We start from the raw sequence: 18,425 nt of genomic DNA, 5'->3' as shown, positions 1-18,425 counted from the left end.
TGGCTGAACCGACGGCGGTCGGCTGGTCGTGTGACGAGCCTCTCGTCGAAGTCTGGCACGGCGAGCAGATGGCTCGGAGTGCTGGTCAGGGGCATGGCGCAGGCGCCGTCGGCTCGCCGGTCGGGGCGACGCCGGTCGTCCGCGTCTCGAACAGGTGTGCGAATGTCAGGGGCGAGGCATACGATGCTTCGGTGAGCAATCGCCTTGTCATCGCTGGTGCCCGTGAGCACAACCTCCGCAACGTCGACCTCGACCTGCCGAGGGACCAGCTCATCGTCTTCACGGGGCTGTCGGGGTCCGGCAAGTCCTCTCTCGCGTTCGACACGATCTTCGCGGAGGGGCAGCGTCGGTACGTCGAGTCGTTGTCCGCCTACGCCCGTCAGTTCCTGGGGCAGATGGACAAGCCGGACGTCGACTTCATCGAGGGCCTCTCGCCCGCGGTCTCGATCGACCAGAAGTCGACCAACCGCAACCCTCGCTCGACGGTCGGGACCATCACCGAGGTCTACGACTACCTCCGCCTGCTGTTCGCACGCGCCGGGACCCAGCACTGCCCCGTCTGCGGAGAGAAGGTCCAGGCCCAGACGCCGCAGCAGATCGTCGACCGTCTCCTCGAGCTGCCGGAAGGGACTCGCTACCAGGTCCTCGCCCCCGTCGTGCGCGGCCGCAAGGGCGAGTACAGCGAGCTCTTCAAGGAGCTCCAGTCCAAGGGGTTCGCGCGTGCCCGCGTCGACGGCGAGGTCGTCCAGCTCACGGACCCGCCTGCGCTCGAGAAGAAGCTCAAGCACGACATCGAGGTCGTGATCGACCGTCTCGTCTCGCGCGAGGGCGTCCAGCGCCGGCTCACGGACTCCGTGGAGACCGCTCTCGGCCTCGCAGGTGGCCTCGTCGTGGTCGAGCTCGTGGACGCGGACGCCGACGACCCGCAGCGCGAGCGCCGGTTCTCCGAGAAGCGTGCGTGCCCCAACGACCACGAGCTCACGCTCGACGAGATCGAGCCGCGTACCTTCTCGTTCAACGCGCCCTACGGCGCGTGCCCCGAGTGCACGGGCATCGGGTTCCGGCTCGAGGTGGACCCGGACCTCGTGATCCCGGACGACGAGAAGTCGCTCGCCGAGGGAGCCGTCGCCCCCTGGGCCCAGATCTCCTCCGAGTACTTCAACCGCGTCCTGACCGCTCTCGCCTCGGACCTGGGGTTCTCCATGGACGTGCCCTGGCGCGCGCTGCCGCAGCGCGCGCAGCAGGCCGTCCTCTACGGCCAGAACCACGAGGTCCACGTCCGCTACAAGAACCGCTGGGGCCGTGAGCGTCAGTACTCGACCGGCTTCGAGGGCGTCGTGACCTTCCTGGAGCGCCGTCACGGCGAGACCGAGTCGGAGTGGTCCAAGGAGAAGTACGAGGCGTACATGCGCGAGACGCCGTGCCCCGTCTGCCAGGGCACGCGCCTCAAGCCCGAGGTCCTCGCGGTCAAGGTCGGCGACAAGTCGATCGCCGAGGTCTGCCGTCTGCCGCTGCGCGAGGCCGCGGCCTTCCTCGGCTCGCTCGAGCTCGGTACACGCCAGAAGGCCATCGCGACCGAGGTGCTCAAGGAGATCGACGCCCGTCTGGGCTTCCTGCTCGACGTGGGCCTCGACTACCTCTCGCTCGAGCGCCCCGCCGGGACCCTCTCGGGGGGCGAGGCGCAGCGCATCCGGCTCGCGACGCAGATCGGCTCGGGGCTCGTCGGTGTGCTGTACGTCCTCGACGAGCCGAGCATCGGTCTGCACCAGCGGGACAACCGGCGGCTCATCGACACGCTCACCCGGCTGCGCGACCTGGGCAACACGCTCATCGTCGTCGAGCACGACGAGGACACCATCCGCGCCGCCGACTGGATCGTGGACATCGGCCCCGGGGCGGGGGAGCACGGCGGGCGCGTCATCCACTCGGGCGACTACGCGGGACTCCTCGAGGCCCCCGAGTCCGTCACGGGTGCCTACCTCGCCGGGCGCCGCAGCATCCCCCTGCCGGCGACGCGTCGTCCCGTGGACAAGAGCCGTCAGGTCACGGTCATCGGTGCGCGCGAGCACAACCTCGAGGGTATCGACGTCAGCTTCCCGCTCGGCACGCTGACCGCGGTCACGGGGGTCTCTGGCTCGGGCAAGTCCACACTCGTCAACTCGATCCTCTACACGGTGCTCGCGAACGAGCTCAACGGGGCACGGCAGGTCGCCGGCCGGCACCGGCGCATCACCGGGCTCGAGAACCTCGACAAGGTGGTCCACGTCGACCAGGGGCCCATCGGGCGCACGCCCCGGTCCAACCCCGCGACGTACACCGGGGTCTGGGACCACGTCCGCAAGCTCTTCGCGGAGACCAGCGAGGCCAAGGTGCGGGGCTACACGCCTGGTCGGTTCTCGTTCAACGTCAAGGGTGGGCGCTGCGAGGCGTGCTCGGGCGACGGGACCATCAAGATCGAGATGAACTTCCTGCCGGACGTCTACGTCCCGTGCGAGGTCTGCCACGGTGCCCGCTACAACCGCGAGACGCTCGAGGTGCACTTCAAGGGCAAGACCGTCGCCGACGTGCTCGACATGCCCATCGAGGAGGCGTCGGAGTTCTTCGCCGCGGTGCCCACGATCTCGCGGCACCTCAAGACTCTCTCCGAGGTCGGTCTGGGGTACGTGCGCCTGGGGCAGCCCGCGCCCACGCTCTCGGGCGGTGAGGCGCAGCGCGTCAAGCTGGCCAGCGAGCTGCAGAAGCGATCGACGGGGCGCACCATCTACGTCCTCGACGAGCCCACGACGGGACTGCACTTCGAGGACATCCGCAAGCTCCTCGCGGTGCTTCAGTCGCTCGTGGACAAGGGCAACTCGGTGCTCGTGATCGAGCACAACCTGGACGTCATCAAGAACGCCGACTGGGTCATCGACATGGGTCCGGAGGGCGGATCGGGCGGAGGCCGGGTCATCGCCGAGGGCACTCCCGAGCAGGTGGCGGCCGTCGCCGCGAGCCACACGGGCCGCTTCCTCGCCGAGGTGCTCCCGGGTGACCCGATCCCGGTCGCGCCGCTGCCCAAGAAGGCCGCGGCAGCCAAGGCGCCCGCTGCCAAGGCGCCTCGGAAAACTCCGGTGCGCAAGGCAACGGCCGCGGCCTCGAAGTCCTCGGCGGCCGTGAAGGCGTCGGTGGATGCATCCGACGACGACGCACGCGAGAGCGCCTGACGCGCGGCGTCGCGCTCACGCAGTCGGGCGGTCAGGCTGCGTGCGTGCGCAGCGGCGCGGGTTCGAGCAGCACCGGGAAGTTCACGGACCGGGCCAGGAAGCAGTGGTCGTGGGCCCGGCGGTGGACTTCGGCGACGGCCTCGTCGGTGACCTGGGGCCCGTCGTCGACGACGACGTGCGGGTGCAGCGTGACGTCGGTGAACTGACCGGCCCCGGCCGACTCGACGCGCATGGTGCCGGTGACCTCGTCCGAGTACTCGCGCACCACGATCCCCGCGGCCGAGGCGAGGTGCAGGAACCACAGCATGTGGCACTGCGAGAGGCTCGCGACGAACAGCTCCTCGGGGCTGTACCGACCGGGGTCTCCGCGGAACGCCGGGTCGGCGGACCCCGGGAGCGTCGGGCGACCCGGGAGGTCTATCTCGTGGTCGCGGCTGTACGCGGTGTAGGTCGTGGTTCCGGTCTGGCCTGCGCCGGTCCAGCGGACGGTCGCGGCATAGGAGTGAAGGGCGCCCATGCGGTCACCCTAGCGCCACGGGCCGTCGCATGTGTGACGGGCGTCACGGTGGACGGGTCCGGTCGCGGGGCACCCGGGGTGTGGGTGGGCTGACCTAGGCTGGCGGACATGGCAGATCCGTCCTCGTACCGCCCCGCCCCGGGAGAGATCCCCACGTCGCCTGGTGTCTACCGGTTCCGCGACGAGCACGGACGCGTGATCTACGTGGGCAAGGCCAAGAACCTGCGAGCGCGTCTCGGGAGCTACTTCCAGGACCTGACGAACCTCCACTACCGCACCCAGACCATGGTGACCACGGCCGCCTCGGTCGAGTGGACGGTGGTCGGGACCGAGGTCGAGGCGCTCGCGCTCGAGTACTCGTGGATCAAGGAGTTCGACCCGCGCTTCAACGTCAAGTACCGGGACGACAAGTCCTACCCCTACCTGGCCGTGACGCTGGGCGAGCAGTTCCCCCGGGCACAGGTCATGCGCGGCGCCAAGCGCCCCGGGACGCGGTACTTCGGCCCGTACGGGCACGCCTGGGCGATCCGCGAGACCCTCGACCTCCTGCTGCGGGTCTTCCCGGTGCGCACGTGCTCCGCGGGGGTCTTCAAGCGGGCCCAGCAGACCGGGCGCCCGTGCCTGCTCGGGTACATCGACAAGTGCTCGGCGCCGTGCGTGGGACGCATCAGCCCCGAGGACCATCACGCGCTCGCCGAGGACTTCTGCGACTTCATGGCCGGCGACACGGCCAAGTTCATCCGCCGGGTCGAGGCGAAGATGAAGGAGGCAGCTGCCGCGATGGAGTACGAGCAGGCGGCACGCCTGCGCGACGACATCATCGCGCTCGAGCGCGCCATGGAGAAGAACGCCGTGGTGCTCGGCGACGCGACCGACGCGGACATCTTCGCCCTGGCAGGCGACGAGCTCGAGGCGGCGGTCCAGGTCTTCCACGTCCGTGGCGGGCGCATCCGTGGTCAGCGCGGCTGGATCGTCGAGAAGGTCGAGGACGTGACGGACGCGGAGCTCGTCGAGCACCTCCTCCAGCAGGTCTACGGCTCGGCCGACGAGTCGTTGGGAGACTCCTCCACGCCGTCGTCGAGCGTCGTGCCCCGCGAGGTGCTCGTGCCTGTCCTTCCGCCGGACACCGAGCAGGTCGTGTCCTGGCTCACGGGGCTCCGCGGCGCCAAGGTGGACGTCCGGGTGCCCCAGCGCGGGGACAAGCGCGAGCTCGCCGCCACGGTGCACAAGAACGCGGAGCACGCCCTCGCGCTGCACCGCACCCGCAGGGCCGGCGACCTGACGACGCGCAGCCAGGCGCTGCGCGAGATCCAGGAGGCCCTGGGCCTCGAGACCGCGCCGCTGCGCATCGAGTGCTACGACGTGTCCACGACGCAGGGAACCCACCAGGTCGCGTCGATGGTCGTGTTCGAGGACGGGCTCGCGCGCAAGAGCGAGTACCGGCACTTCGCGATCCGTGGGCCCGAGGGCCTGGGCGCCCGCGACGACACGGCCGCGATGCACGAGGTCATCACGCGCCGCTTCAAGCGCTATCTCGCGGACCGGTCGCAGGCGAGCGACGTGGAGATGGACCTGGGAGCCGACGAGGACACGGCGCAGGACGCGGACGCCGTGGCCGCCGGCTACGTCCCCCGGTCGGGCGAGGTCGGCGCCGACGCCCCGGCGGGCCGCGCAGCACGCTTCGCGTACCCGCCCAACCTCGTCGTGGTCGACGGCGGCCCGCCCCAGGTCGCGGCCGCCGCCCGGGCGCTCGCCGAGCTCGGGATCGACGACGTCGCGCTGTGCGGGCTCGCGAAGCGCCTCGAGGAGGTGTGGCTGCCCGGCGAGGACTACCCCGTGATCCTGCAGCGCAGCTCCGAGGGTCTCTACCTGCTCCAGCGCGTCCGTGACGAGGCCCACCGGTTCGCGATCTCCTACCACCGCAAGAAGCGTGGCAAGGCCATGACCGTCTCGGTCCTGGACGACGTGCCGGGCCTGGGTCCCGCGCGCAAGAAGGCCCTCCTCACGCACTTCGGCTCGCTCAAGCGGCTGCGGGCCGCGTCCGCCGAGGAGATCGCGACCGTGCCCGGCATGGGGGCAGCGACGGCTGCAGCCGTCGTCGCCGCGCTCGGCCCCGACCCGCAGGCGGCCCCGCCTGCTCCCGAGGTGGAGAGCGGGTCGCCTTCCGTCGAGCAGCCGGCCACCGCGACGAACGCGAGCCAGCCCGGGGCGGTGAGCGACGCCGTCGGGCGCGAGGAGCACCCCGGGGCGGACACGCCCGGGGCGCCCCCCGCGACGAGCGGGGCCGTCCCCGCATGACCGGCTGGCATGCTGGGAGCATGAGCACCGAACCCTCGCCGACGACCGTCCCCCAGGGAATCCCCGCGATCGAGGCGACCACCCCCGCGCCCGAGCGCTCGGACGCCGAGGTCCTCGTCATCACCGGCATGTCCGGGGCAGGGCGCACGCGTGCTGCCGCGGTCCTCGAGGACCTCGACTGGTACGTCGTGGACAACATGCCGCCCAAGATGCTCGTGCCGCTCGTCGACATGATGACCCGCGCGGGGTCGAGCGTGCAGCGCATCGCCGCGGTCGTCGACGTCCGCGGAGGTGGGTTCTTCACCGATCTGCTCGACGTCCTCAAGCACCTGCGGGACGCCGGCGTCTTCTACCGGATCCTGTTCCTCGACGCGTCCGACGAGGTGCTCGTCCGACGGTACGAGCAGGTCCGTCGTCCCCACCCCCTCCAGGGCGGGGGCCGGATCCTCGACGGGATCGCCGAGGAGCGACGGCTCGTCGCGAGCGTCGAGGAACGTGCGGACGTCGTCATCGACACCTCGGACCTCAACGTCCACGACCTGGCGCGGGAGGTCCGCGCAGCCGTGGCCGAAGGCACGCCGGATGCGCTGCGGATCAACATCGTCTCGTTCGGCTTCAAGTACGGGATCCCGCTCGACGCGGACCACGTCGTCGACATGCGGTTCCTCGCGAACCCCTACTGGATCACCGAGCTCCGCCACCTGACGGGCCGCGACAAGCCCGTCCGCGACTACGTCCTGGCGCGCCCGGGGGCCCTCGAGTTCATCGACCGGTACGTGAGCGCGCTCGAGCCCGTCCTGTCCGGCTACCTCGCCGAGGAGAAGCGCTACGTGACGATCGCCGTCGGCTGCACGGGTGGCAAGCACCGCTCGGTCGCGGTCTCGGAAGAGCTCGCCAAGAAGCTCCGGGCGCTGGGCCAGCGCGTGACCGTGACCGCCCGAGACCTCGGCAAGGAGTAGGCGTGTCCCTCATCAACCCCGCGGTCGTGGCGCTCGGTGGAGGGCACGGGCTGTCGGCGACGCTGTCCTCGCTGCGGCTCATGACGGACCGCATCACCGCGGTCGTGACCGTCGCGGACGACGGCGGATCCTCCGGGAGGCTCCGCTCCGAGCTCGGCGTGCTGCCCCCGGGAGACCTCCGGATGGCGCTCGCGGCCCTGTGCGACGACTCCGAGTGGGGGCGGACCTGGAGCGCGGTCCTGCAGCACCGGTTCTCCTCGAGCGGCGACCTGGACCAGCACGCGGTCGGGAACCTGCTCATCGTGGCTCTCTGGGAGCTCCTGGAGGACCCCGTGGCCGGGCTCGACTGGGTCGGCAAGCTGCTCGGCGCCCGCGGCCGGGTGCTGCCCATGGCCGCCGTGCCGCTCGGCATCGAGGCGGACGTGCGCACGGGGGACGGGCTCTCGACGATCGTGGGCCAGAGCCAGGTCGCCGTGACGCACGAGCGGATCGAGCAGCTGCGCCTGGTCCCGCCGGACCCGCCCGCGTGCCCCGAGGCCGTCGAGGCGGTGCTGTCCGCGGACTGGGTGATCCTCGGCCCGGGCTCCTGGTACTCCTCGGTCATGCCTCATCTGCTCGTCCCCGACCTCGCGCACGCGCTGCACGAGACCGCGGCCCGGCGCTGCGTCGTGCTCAACCTCTCGAGCGACTCGGGCGAGACCTACGGGCTCACGGCGACCGACCACCTGGAGGCTCTGCACAAGCACGCGCCCGGGCTGCGGATCGACGCCGTGGTCGCCGACCCGAGCGCGGTCGAGGACATCGGGCTGCTGGCCGACGAGTCGGCGCGCATGGGCGCGCGCCTCCTGCTCCGGCAGGTCGGGCGTTCCGACGGGACCCCGCGGCACGACGCGCTGCGCCTCGCCGCGGCCCTGCGGGACGTCTTCGACGGCTTCCTCGGCGACGTGGGGACGACGACGCACTGACGGCCCACCCTCGTGGGGGAGTGCGGTCACGATCGTTGCTCGTTGATGGGAGGATGTCGCCATGGCTTTGACGGCACAGGTGAAGGACGAGCTCGCGCGACTCAAGGTGGACAAGACCTCCTGCCGCAAGGCGGAGGTCTCGGCCATGCTGCGATTCTCCGGTGGGTTGCACATCATCTCCGGTCGCATCGTGATCGAGGCCGAGCTGGACACGGCGATCGCCGCGCGCCGCCTCCGGCAGACGATCAGCGACGTGTACGGGCACACGAGCGAGCTGATCGTGGTCTCGGCCGGCGGTCTGCGTCGGGGGAGCCGCTACGTGGTGCGGGTCGTCAAGGACGGCGAGTCGCTCGCCCGTCAGACGGGCCTGCTCGACAACCGTGGCCGGCCCGTGCGCGGGCTCCCGCCGCAGGTGGTGTCCGCGGGTGTCGGCGAGGCCGAGGCCGCGTGGCGCGGCGCGTTCCTCGCGCACGGCTCGCTGACCGAGCCCGGTCGTTCGTCTGCGCTCGAGGTCACGTGCCCTGGGCCCGAGGCGGCGCTCGCCCTGGTCGGCGCGGCGCGACGCCTGGGCATCTCCGCCAAGGCGCGCGAGGTCCGTGGGGTGGACCGGGTGGTCATCCGCGACGGCGAGGCCATCAGCGCGATGCTCACGCGGCTGGGCGCCCACGAGACCGTGGTCGTCTGGGAGGAGCGGCGCCAGCGGCGCGAGGTGCGCGGCACGGCCAACCGGCTCGCGAACTTCGACGACGCCAACCTCCGACGCTCGGCCCGCGCTGCCGTCGCGGCCGGGGCCCGTGTCGAGCGAGCCTTCGAGATCCTCGGACCCGACCTTCCGGACCACCTGCGCGAGGCCGGCGAGCTGCGCCTCGCGCACAAGCAGGCGTCGCTCGAGGAGCTGGGCCAGCTCGCCGTGCCGCCGCTGACCAAGGACGCCGTGGCGGGCCGTATCCGACGCCTGCTCTCGACGGCCGACAAGCGCGCTGCGGAGCTGGGCATCCCCGACACCGAGGCGGGTCTGAGCCCCGACCTGCTCGACGTCTGAGCACCAGGCCCACCGGGCCGACGAGGGGCGCGCACCGCACGGTGCGCGCCCCTCGTCGTGCCGAGGGAGGAGGCCGGACCGGGGGTGCGCTCCGGTCGCTGCTGCGGCGGAGGTGTGACGTCCGTCTCGGACCTTGATCACGTTCCCACGCTTCGTGCAAGGTCGTCTCAGATCAGGCCTCAGGTCACGTGTTGGGGCGCTTTGGGTATAGGCTCGGGGATGTCAGGTGACAAAGACGTGCTCCTTCACTGAGGTCTTCGGGACCCCGTTGAGTCGCAGCTGTCGCTGAGGCCCTCCGAGTTCCCGGGTATCACGCCGTCAGGCATTCAGTGGGGGAGTACTTCGCCGTTCACCACCTACGTACGCCGTAGTACGTGATCGTTCGGCATCAACCGTGTGCGTCGGGAACACCGGCGCGCCCTGAGGAGGGCATTGTGACCATCCGCGTCGGTATCAACGGCTTCGGTCGTATCGGACGTAACTTCTTCCGCGCCATCATTGCGTCGGGGGCGGACATCGAGATCGTGGGTGTCAACGACCTCACGGACAACAAGACGCTCGCGCACCTGCTGAAGTACGACACCGTCCTGGGTCGTTTCCCGCTGAGCGTCGACTTCGACGAGAACAACATCATCGTCGACGGCAAGGCCATCCGCGCCCTCGAAGAGCGCGACCCGGCGAACCTGCCCTGGGGCGAGCTCGGTGCTGACATCGTCATCGAGTCGACCGGCTTCTTCACCGACGCCACCAAGGCGAAGGCCCACATCGAGGCCGGCGCCAAGAAGGTCATCATCTCCGCTCCGGCGAAGAACGAGGACGGCACGTTCGTCGTCGGCGTGAACCACGAGCAGTACGACCCCGCGACGCAGCACATCATCTCCAACGCGTCGTGCACCACGAACTGCCTCGCCCCGATGGCCAAGGCCCTCAACGACGCGATCGGCATCGAGCGCGGTCTCATGACCACGATCCACGCGTACACGGGTGACCAGAACCTGCAGGACGGCCCCCACAAGGACCTGCGTCGCGCCCGTGCGGCCGCGCAGAACATCGTCCCCACCTCGACCGGTGCGGCCAAGGCCGTCGCTCTCGTGCTCCCCGAGCTCAAGGGCAAGCTCGACGGCTTCGCGATGCGCGTCCCCGTCATCACGGGCTCGGCCACCGACCTCACCTTCACCGCCTCGAAGGAGGTCACGATCGAGGAGGTCAACGCCGCGGTCAAGGCTGCTGCCGAGGGCCCGCTCAAGGGTGTTCTCAAGTACGTCGACGACGACATCGTCTCGTCGGACATCGTCACGGACCCGCACACCTCGATCTTCGACTCGAAGCTCACCAAGGTGAGCGGCGACCTGGTCAAGGTCGTCGCCTGGTACGACAACGAGTGGGGCTACTCCAGCTCGCTCGTCTCGCTCACGCAGTACGTGGGTGCTCGTCTCTGATCTCCGTCCTTCGTGACGTGAGGTGAATTCTGCGTCCGCGTGCGTGGCCGGCCCGGTTGGCCGCCCATGCACGCGGACGCAGTCATGTGTGACGTGACCTGTTTCGACCTGTTCAGACCAGGAGTGTGCTCATGAAGACCATCGACTCTCTCGGCGACCTGCGCGGCAAGCGCGTGCTCGTCCGCTCGGACTTCAACGTCCCCCTCGACGGGACGACCATCACGGACGACGGCCGCATCCGCGCCGCGCTCCCCACGCTCAAGCGTCTGACCGACGCCGGTGCGAAGGTCGTCGTGACCGCGCACCTCGGGCGCCCCAAGGGTGAGCCGGACGCCAAGTACTCGCTCGCCCCCGTCGCGGCCCGCCTCGGTGAGCTCCTCGGCGCCCCGGTGACGCTCGCAGCCGACACGGTCGGCGAGTCCGCCCGCGCCACGGTCGCCGCGCTCGGCGACGGCGAGGTCGCGCTGCTCGAGAACATCCGCTTCGACGCTCGCGAGACCTCGAAGGTCGACGCCGAGCGCGAGGCGCTCGCCGCAGACCTCGCAGAGCTCGCGGACGCGTACGTCTCCGACGGCTTCGGCGTCGTACACCGCAAGCAGGCCTCGGTCTACGACATCGCCAAGGTGCTGCCGTCCGCAGTGGGCGAGCTCGTCCTCAAGGAGGTCGACTCCCTGAAGAAGGCGACCGAGGACCCCGCGCGCCCTTACGTCGTCGTGCTCGGCGGCTCGAAGGTCTCCGACAAGCTCGGTGTCATCGCCAACCTGCTGACCAAGGCGGACCGCCTGCTCATCGGTGGCGGCATGGTCTTCACGTTCCTCGCGGCCAAGGGCTACCCGGTGGGCAACTCGCTCCTCGAGACGGACCAGATCGAGACGGTCAAGGGCTACCTCGCGGACGCCGAGAAGGCGGGCGTCGAGATCGTCCTGCCGACCGACATCCTCGCTGCCGACTCGTTCGCCGCCGACTCGCCCTACGAGGTCGTGCCTGCGGACGCGATCCCCGACGGCAAGATCGGCCTGGACATCGGCCCCGAGTCGGCCAAGCTCTTCGCGAGCAAGATCGTCGACGCCAAGACGGTCGTCTGGAACGGCCCCGCGGGCGTCTTCGAGTTCGAGGCGTTCTCGGGCGGCACGCGTGCCGTCGCGCAGGCCCTGGTCGACGCGACCGCGAACGGTGCGTTCACGATCGTCGGCGGCGGCGACTCCGCCGCAGCCGTGCGCATCCTCGGCTTCGACGAGGCCGGCTTCAGCCACATCTCGACCGGTGGCGGCGCGAGCCTGGAGTTCCTCGAGGGCAAGTCCCTCCCGGGGCTCGCAGTCCTCGAGGCCTGACCCCCACCACCGCAGCCTCACGGCTCACAGAAGGTAGACACACCATGACTGATGCACGTACCCCGCTCATCGCGGGCAACTGGAAGATGAACCTGGACCACCAGGAGGCCATCCACACGGTCCAGAAGCTCGCCTGGGCCCTCAAGGACGCCAAGCACGACTTCTCGGCCGTCGAGGTCACGGTGCTCGCGCCGTTCACGGACCTCCGCAGCGTGCAGACGCTCGTCGACGCCGACAAGCTCGAGCTGACCTACGGCGCGCAGGACGTCTCGCAGCACGTCTCGGGCGCCTACACGGGCGAGATCTCGCCCGTGTTCCTGAGCAAGCTGGGCGTGACCTACGTCGCGATCGGCCACTCGGAGCGCCGCCAGTACCACGGCGAGGACGACGCGCTCGTCAACGCCAAGTCGAAGGCCGCGCTGGCCCACGGCCTGATCCCGATCATCTGCGTCGGCGAGGCGCTCGAGATCCGCAAGGCCGGCGAGCAGGTCTCGTACACGCTCGCGCAGGTCGACGGCGCTCTCGAGGGACTCTCGGCCGAGGACGCCGCCAAGGTCGTCATCGCGTACGAGCCCGTCTGGGCCATCGGCACGGGCGAGGTCGCCACCCCGCAGGACGCTCAGGAGGTCGCGGGCGCGATCCGTGCCCGCCTCGCCGAGCTCTACTCGGCCGAGGTCGCCGACGCCGTGCGTGTCCTGTACGGCGGTTCGGTCAAGTCCTCGTCGATCGCCGAGCTCATGAAGGAGCAGGACGTCGACGGTGCACTGGTCGGTGGCGCGAGCCTTGACCCCGAGGAGTTCGCGAAGATCGCGCGCTTCCAGTCGCACCAGACCGGGGCCTGATTCCCCTCGCTGCCGGGTCGCGCCGCACGTGCGACCCGGCAGCGCGGCCACCGCTGGTGCGGTGGTCGGAGCCGAGCGGACGAGCGCCGGTTCCCTGCACGACCGGGCGACGTGGCCCGCAGTGCGGAACGGTTCGTCGGAACGGCCCCTCGTCACCTACCCTTGTCCTCTGTGCCGCACCTGCACCCGCAGGTCGGTCCAGGACACCCGTGCGGTCCCTCTCGACTTCTCGACGTGGACCCAAAGAGCCAAGGACGTACTCGTGGACGCGCTGCGCATCATTCTTCAGATCCTGCTGGTCATCACCAGCGGCTTCTTGACCCTGCTCGTGCTCATGCACAAGGGCAAGGGCGGCGGCCTCTCGGACATGTTCGGTGGCGGCATCTCGAGCAGCGCCGGCAGCTCCGGCGTGGCCGAGCGCAACCTGAACCGCATCACGATCACGTTCGCGATCACCTGGACCGTCGTGATCATCCTCCTGGGGCTCATCCAGAAGGTCAGCTGACCCTCGCCGCTCCGGCGGCAGGGAAGTGGAACCGGCCCGGCTCACGGTCCGGTCGGAAGTCGGGGGAGTGAAGTCGTGGCTGGTGGCAGTGCTATCAAGGGGTCTCGCGTCGGGGCAGGCCCGCTCGGAGAGACAGAACGGGGCGACGTCGCCCCGCGCATCTGGGTCTCCTATTGGTGTGCCAACGGGCACGAGACGCGCCCCAGCTTCTCCTCCGAGGTGGAGATCGTCACCCCTGAGACCTGGGACTGCCCGCGCTGCGGTCTGCCCGGGGGGCAGGACCAGGCGAACCCGCCGAGCGCGCTGCGCAACGAGCCCTACAAGACGCACCTCGCGTACGTGAAGGAGCGCCGCAGCGACGAGGACGGCGTGGCCCTCCTCGACGAGGCGCTCGCCGCGCTGCGCGCCCGTCGTAGCCGCCGCTAGCCCTGCCGGTCCGGTGGTGGGCGCGACGCGCCCCGGCAGTGACCGGAAGGTGCCCGTCCGGCCCCCGGCGTGCACGTCGTCATGAGCAGCACAGCACAGCGGGGCCCGTCCGGTCGTCGGACGGGCCCCGCTGTGCGTGGGCGATCGCGTCGCCCCCTTCCGATGGTCCGGGACCGCCGGGCCGCGCCCGACGGTCCCGGACCTCAGGACGAGGTGCTGCTCGCCGCCAGGTCGACCAGCCACAGCGTGCGCCGCGTGCCGAGCGCCCCCGCGGCGGGCGTGGTCTCGACGGGATCCCCGGCCAGGGCGGACGCCACCGCAGGAGCCTTCTCGGCGCCCGCGGCGACGACCCAGACCTCCTGCGCGGCCTGGATGGCGGAGAACGTCAGCGACACGCGCTCGGGCGGCGGCTTGGGGGAGTCGTGGACTCCCGTCGTGGCCCCCTGGGCCGCGAGCCCGGCGTTGCCCGGGAAGAGCGACGCGACGTGCCCGTCCGGCCCCATGCCCAGCAGGAGGACGTCGAACGCGAGGTGCGTGGCGCCGTCGGGCGTGAAGCGCGAGAGCTCGTCGGCGTAGAGCGCCGCCGACTCCTCGGGGGACCCGACGCCCTCGCCCGGCGCAGCCATGACGTGCACGTTCTGTGCGGGCAGGGTCGGGAGGTGGTCGAGGAGCGCCTCGCGCGCCTGCGTCTCGTTGCGCTCGGGGTCCCCGGTGGGCAGGAAGCGCTCGTCGCCCCACCAGAAGTGCACTCCGGTCCAGTCGACCGCGTCGCGCACGGGGTGCGCCGCGACGGCCGCGAGCGAACGGATCCCGACCGTGCCGCCCGTGAGGACGACGTGGACGGGCGTGCGCACGGACTGGATGTCGAGGATGCGCGTCAGCAGGCGCGAGGCGACGGCCTCGGCGAGCACGCCCGCGTCGGGGTGCACGACGACGAGGCGCGCCCCGTGCGCGCGGGTCTCGGTCTCCACGTCGGTCGTCATTCGCCGATCCTTGCCAGGCCCTTGGTGAGGACCTCGCCGTAGACCTCGTCCGGGTCCAGCCGGCGCAGCTCCTCGGTGAGGCACTCCTCGAGCTGGCGCAGCGGCAGCGAGATGCGACGGTCCGGCTGGCCGGGCTGCGTCAGTGTCACGATGCGGCCGTCGGGACGGGACAGCACGACGGCGCCGCCCTTGCGCTCGAGGGTCACCTTCGTGATCCCCTCGACGCCGCGACGACGGACGAGCCGGACCGGGCACCGGAGCTGCTGGGCCAACCACGCCGCGAGGATGTCGACCGAGGGGTGGTGCTCCTCGCCCTCGACCTCGACGGCCGTCACGGACTCGTAGGGCGGCTGGTCGAGCGCTGCCGCGATGAGCCCGCGCCACAGCGTGACGCGGGTCCACGCGAGGTCGGTGTCGCCCGGGTGGTGGCTCTTGCTCAGGTGCTGGAGCGTCTGGAGCGACTTGCCTGCGTTGACCGCGTCGGTGATGCGGCGGTGGGCCATCTGGCCGACCGGGTCCGCCGAGGGGTTGTCGGGCGTCTCACGGGGCCACCAGGCCACGATCGGGGCGTCGGGGAGCAGGAGCGGCATCACGAGGGTGTCGGTGTGCGCGACGAGCGGCCCCGAGGGACGCAGGATGATGACCTCGCTGGCCCCCGCGTCGCCGCCGATACGGATCTGGGCGTCGAGGCGCGCCGTCGAGCGCTTGTTGGCCGGGGCGACGACCACGACACGGCAGGGATGCTCGCGCGAGGCGCCGTTGGCCGCGGCGACCGCGTCCTCGACGTCGGCCTCCTCGGCCAGGACCACGAGGGTCAGGACACGTCCGAGGGCGACCGCGCCACCCTCGTCACGCAGCTTCACGAGGCGCTTGTTGACCGCATTGGTCGTCGTCTCGGGGAGATCGATGATCATGAGGTGGTGCTCCAGTTCGAGGTCCGGGCAGGGATCCGGGGCAGGCGGGAGATCGGTGCGGTCGCGGTCACGGACGCCGCCACGTGCGTCCGTCGCGAGCCATCATGTCGTCGGCCGAGGCCGGGCCCCACGTGCCGGAGCGGTACGGCTCCGGGGCGCCCTTGGACTCCCAGAACGCCGTGATCGGGTCGAGGATCTTCCAGGACAGCTCGACCTCCTCGTGGCTCGGGAAGAGCGGCGGGTCGCCCAGGAGGACGTCGAGGATGAGGCGCTCGTAGGCCTCGGGAGAGGACTCGGTGAAGGCGTGGCCGTAGCCGAAGTCCATGGTGACGTCGCGGACCTCCATCGCGGTGCCGGGGACCTTGGCACCGAAGCGGATCGTCACGCCCTCGTCGGGCTGGACGCGGATCACGAGCGCGTTCTTGCCGAGCTCGGACGTCGCCGAGGACTCGAACGGCAGGTGCGGCGCCGACTTGAAGACGACCGCGATCTCCGTCACGCGTCGGCCCAGGCGCTTGCCCGTGCGCAGGTAGAACGGCACCCCGGCCCAGCGGCGGTTGTCGATGTCGACGCGGATCGCGGCGAACGTCTCGGTCGTGGACTCGGGCGAGATGCCGTCCTCCTCGAGGTACCCGACGACCTCCTCGCCACCCTGCCACCCGGCCGAGTACTGGCCGCGCGAGGTGTGGCGTCCCAGGTCGCGCGGAAGACGCACGGCAGAGAGCACCTTGAGCTTCTCGGCGCGCAGCGACTCGGCGTCGAACGAGACGGGCTCCTCCATCGCGGTGAGCGCGAGGAGCTGGATGAGGTGGTTCTGGATGACGTCGCGCGCCGCGCCGATCCCGTCGTAGTACCCCGCGCGGCCACCGATGCCGATGTCCTCGGCCATGGTGATCTGGACGTGGTCGACGTAGTTCGCGTTCCAGATGGGCTCGTAGAGCTGGTTGGCGAACCGCAGCGCCAGCATGTTCTGGACGGTCTCCTTGCCCAGGTAGTGGTCGATGCGGAAGACCGAGTCCGGCGAGAAGACCTTGGAGACGACGTCGTTGAGCTCGCGTGCGCTGGTCAGGTCGTGGCCGAACGGCTTCTCGATGACCACGCGGCGCCATGCGTCCTCGCCCGAGCGGGAGAGCCCCGAGCGCGAGAGCTGCTCGCAGACCAGGGGGAACGCGCTCGGGGGGACCGAGAGGTAGAACGCGTGGTTGCCGCCCGTGCCGCGCTCCTTGTCGAGCTCCTCGACCGTGGTGCGCAGGCGCTCGAAGGCCTGCTCGTCGTCGAACTCGCCCTGGACGAACCGGATGCCCTCGGCGAGCTGCTTCCACGTGGCCTCGCGGAACGGGGTGCGCGCGTACTGCTCGACGGCGTCGCGCACGACCTTGGCGAAGTCCTGGTCCTCCCAGTCGCGGCGGGCGAAGCCCGTGAGCGCGAAGCCGGGCGGCAGGAGACCGCGGTTGGCGAGGTCGTACACGGCGGGCATGAGCTTCTTGCGGGCGAGGTCGCCCGTGACGCCGAAGATGACCAGGCCGCTGGGCCCGGCGATGCGGGGGAGTCGAAGGTCACGCGGGTCGCGCAGCGGGTTGTGCTCTGCGCTGATCTTTGCCGGTCTCAACTGATGTCACCGTTCTCGTCGGCGTGGGCTGGAATGGTCGAAAGGTCCGTCCTGCGGACCGAGGTGAAGCCTAGGTGGTGCGCGAGGGGCGGTCGCGGGGCGTCCATGATCGGTGCCGCAGGGGCGACGACAGCAGCGCCAGCACCCCCAGCACCCGCGGCGGTCCGGGAGCGTGCCCGCGTCATGCGGGTGCGCCGCCGGCCCGGGCGAGACCGTCCGCGACGGTCTGGAGGAGATCCGTCCAGCTGGTCTCGAACTTCTCGACGCCCTCGACCTCGAGCCGCTCGGTCACCTCGGCGAGCGAGACGCTGAACGACTCGACGGTCTCGAGGACCGAGCGCGAGGCCGTGTACGTGCCCGCGACGGTGTTCCCCAGGACGACGCCGTGGTCCGCGAACGCGTCGAGGGTCGCCTGGGGCATGGTGTTGACCACGTCGGGAGCGATGAGCTCGTCGACGTAGAGGGTGTCGCGGTACTCGGGGTTCTTGACGCCCGTCGAGGCCCACAGGGGGCGCTGGGGGTGGGCGCCGGTCGCGGCGAGGGCGCGCCAGCGGTCGCTCTGGAGGACCTGCTCGTAGGCCTCGTACGCGAGCCGCGCGTTGGCGACCGCGGTGCGTCCGCGCAGGTCGAGCGCCTCGGGGGAGCCGACCGCGGTGAGCGCGGTGTCGACCGCCGCGTCGACGCGCGAGACGAAGAACGACGCGACCGACGCGATGCGCGTCACGTCGTGGCCGGCGTCGCGCGCCTGCTCGATCCCGGACAGGAACGCGTCCATGACCCGGCGGTAGCGCTCGAGCGAGAAGATGAGCGTCACGTTGACGCTGATGCCCTGGGCCAGGGTGCGCTCGATCGCGTCGAGGCCCTCGACCGTGGCGGGGATCTTGATGAGGACGTTGGGGCGGTCGACCGTGCGCCACAGCCGGACGGCGGTCGCGACGGTCGCGTCGGCGTGGCGCGCCAGGCGGGGGTCGACCTCGATCGAGACCCGGCCGTCGACGCCGTCGGTCGCGTCGTAGACGGGGCGCAGGACGTCCGCCGCGGCCCGCACGTCGTCCGTGGTGATGCGTTCGACCGCGGCCTCGACGTCGGTGCCGGCCGCGGCCAGCTCGGCGAGCTGCGCGTCGTAGGCGTCGCCCTTCGAGAGCGCGCCCGCGAAGATCGTGGGGTTCGTCGTGACGCCGACGACGGCGCGCGAGCCGATCAGGTCGGCGAGGCCACCGCTGCGCAGGCGTTCTCGGGAGAGGTCGTCCAACCAGATGGAGACACCTGCCTCCGACAGCTCGCGGACGGGTGCTGGTGCTGCGCTGTGGTGCACGGACACGATTCTCCCTCTCGTCGTCTGGCGGCCGTCCTCACGGACGTCCCAGGAGGGGGCGGACGTGAGCCGCCCCC

The 18,425-nt window shown here is 70.9% G+C and carries 15 protein-coding genes; 10 read left to right on the top strand and 5 right to left on the bottom strand.

What is annotated here, in order from left to right; all coding sequences use genetic code 11:
• Window positions 1-191 precede the first annotated feature (191 nt).
• On the top strand, window positions 192-3,203 hold the full coding sequence (uvrA, locus tag ACIPWA_RS18050) for an excinuclease ABC subunit UvrA (protein WP_056651569.1): 3,012 nt from the start codon (window positions 192-194) through the stop codon (window positions 3,201-3,203).
• A gap of 31 nt (window positions 3,204-3,234) precedes the next feature.
• Here the strand turns inward: uvrA and ACIPWA_RS18045 are convergent, their stop codons facing one another.
• Window positions 3,235-3,720 (bottom strand): OsmC family protein, encoded by a 486-nt coding sequence (locus ACIPWA_RS18045; RefSeq protein WP_400291926.1) that lies wholly within the window; start codon window positions 3,718-3,720, stop codon window positions 3,235-3,237.
• A 108-nt stretch (window positions 3,721-3,828) separates the two neighbouring features.
• Between ACIPWA_RS18045 and uvrC the strand changes: the two genes are divergently transcribed.
• The 9 genes from uvrC to ACIPWA_RS18000 all read left to right on the top strand — a co-directional run bounded on the left by uvrC (window position 3,829) and on the right by ACIPWA_RS18000 (window position 13,527).
• Entirely contained in the window at window positions 3,829-6,018 is a 2,190-nt protein-coding gene (gene uvrC / locus ACIPWA_RS18040; protein WP_400291925.1) for an excinuclease ABC subunit UvrC, read from the top strand.
• A gap of 20 nt (window positions 6,019-6,038) precedes the next feature.
• Window positions 6,039-6,977, top strand: coding sequence for an RNase adapter RapZ (rapZ, locus tag ACIPWA_RS18035; RefSeq protein WP_056652225.1), 939 nt, complete (start codon window positions 6,039-6,041; stop codon window positions 6,975-6,977).
• Window positions 6,978-6,988: 11 nt separating this feature from the next.
• Complete coding sequence (locus ACIPWA_RS18030; protein WP_400292066.1) at window positions 6,989-7,942, top strand: gluconeogenesis factor YvcK family protein; 954 nt, start codon at window positions 6,989-6,991, stop codon at window positions 7,940-7,942.
• A gap of 61 nt (window positions 7,943-8,003) precedes the next feature.
• Complete coding sequence (whiA, locus tag ACIPWA_RS18025; RefSeq protein WP_056651577.1) at window positions 8,004-8,984, top strand: DNA-binding protein WhiA; 981 nt, start codon at window positions 8,004-8,006, stop codon at window positions 8,982-8,984.
• Between the two features lie 434 nt (window positions 8,985-9,418).
• Window positions 9,419-10,423 (top strand): type I glyceraldehyde-3-phosphate dehydrogenase, encoded by a 1,005-nt coding sequence (gene gap, locus ACIPWA_RS18020; RefSeq protein ID WP_068625654.1) that lies wholly within the window; start codon window positions 9,419-9,421, stop codon window positions 10,421-10,423.
• Window positions 10,424-10,554: 131 nt separating this feature from the next.
• Window positions 10,555-11,754: a phosphoglycerate kinase gene (locus tag ACIPWA_RS18015; RefSeq protein ID WP_400291924.1), complete on the top strand. Its 1,200-nt coding sequence runs from the start codon at window positions 10,555-10,557 to the stop codon at window positions 11,752-11,754.
• Window positions 11,755-11,798: 44 nt separating this feature from the next.
• Window positions 11,799-12,596, top strand: coding sequence for a triose-phosphate isomerase (gene tpiA, locus ACIPWA_RS18010; protein ID WP_056651586.1), 798 nt, complete (start codon window positions 11,799-11,801; stop codon window positions 12,594-12,596).
• Window positions 12,597-12,858: 262 nt separating this feature from the next.
• Window positions 12,859-13,101 carry a preprotein translocase subunit SecG gene (gene secG, locus ACIPWA_RS18005; RefSeq protein WP_056651589.1) on the top strand — a complete coding sequence of 81 codons (243 nt, stop codon included), beginning with the start codon at window positions 12,859-12,861 and terminating at the stop codon, window positions 13,099-13,101.
• A 75-nt stretch (window positions 13,102-13,176) separates the two neighbouring features.
• On the top strand, window positions 13,177-13,527 hold the full coding sequence (locus tag ACIPWA_RS18000; protein ID WP_056651591.1) for an RNA polymerase-binding protein RbpA: 351 nt from the start codon (window positions 13,177-13,179) through the stop codon (window positions 13,525-13,527).
• A 203-nt stretch (window positions 13,528-13,730) separates the two neighbouring features.
• Here ACIPWA_RS18000 and pgl read toward each other — a convergent pair whose 3' ends face one another.
• The 4 genes from pgl to tal all read right to left on the bottom strand — a co-directional run bounded on the left by pgl (window position 13,731) and on the right by tal (window position 18,348).
• Window positions 13,731-14,510 carry a 6-phosphogluconolactonase gene (gene pgl, locus ACIPWA_RS17995; RefSeq protein WP_400291923.1) on the bottom strand — a complete coding sequence of 260 codons (780 nt, stop codon included), beginning with the start codon at window positions 14,508-14,510 and terminating at the stop codon, window positions 13,731-13,733.
• Window positions 14,507-15,424 carry a glucose-6-phosphate dehydrogenase assembly protein OpcA gene (gene opcA, locus ACIPWA_RS17990; RefSeq protein WP_056651597.1) on the bottom strand — a complete coding sequence of 306 codons (918 nt, stop codon included), beginning with the start codon at window positions 15,422-15,424 and terminating at the stop codon, window positions 14,507-14,509. The genes pgl and opcA overlap by 4 nt, the downstream gene beginning before the upstream one ends.
• A gap of 67 nt (window positions 15,425-15,491) precedes the next feature.
• Complete coding sequence (gene zwf, locus ACIPWA_RS17985; protein ID WP_056651600.1) at window positions 15,492-17,033, bottom strand: glucose-6-phosphate dehydrogenase; 1,542 nt, start codon at window positions 17,031-17,033, stop codon at window positions 15,492-15,494.
• A 181-nt stretch (window positions 17,034-17,214) separates the two neighbouring features.
• Window positions 17,215-18,348 (bottom strand): transaldolase, encoded by a 1,134-nt coding sequence (gene tal / locus ACIPWA_RS17980; RefSeq protein WP_400291922.1) that lies wholly within the window; start codon window positions 18,346-18,348, stop codon window positions 17,215-17,217.
• Window positions 18,349-18,425 lie beyond the last annotated feature (77 nt).

The organism is Oerskovia enterophila, assembly GCF_044748475.1.
Lineage (GTDB): Bacteria > Actinomycetota > Actinomycetes > Actinomycetales > Cellulomonadaceae > Oerskovia > Oerskovia enterophila.
This window is presented reverse-complemented; position numbering and strand designations above follow the sequence as displayed.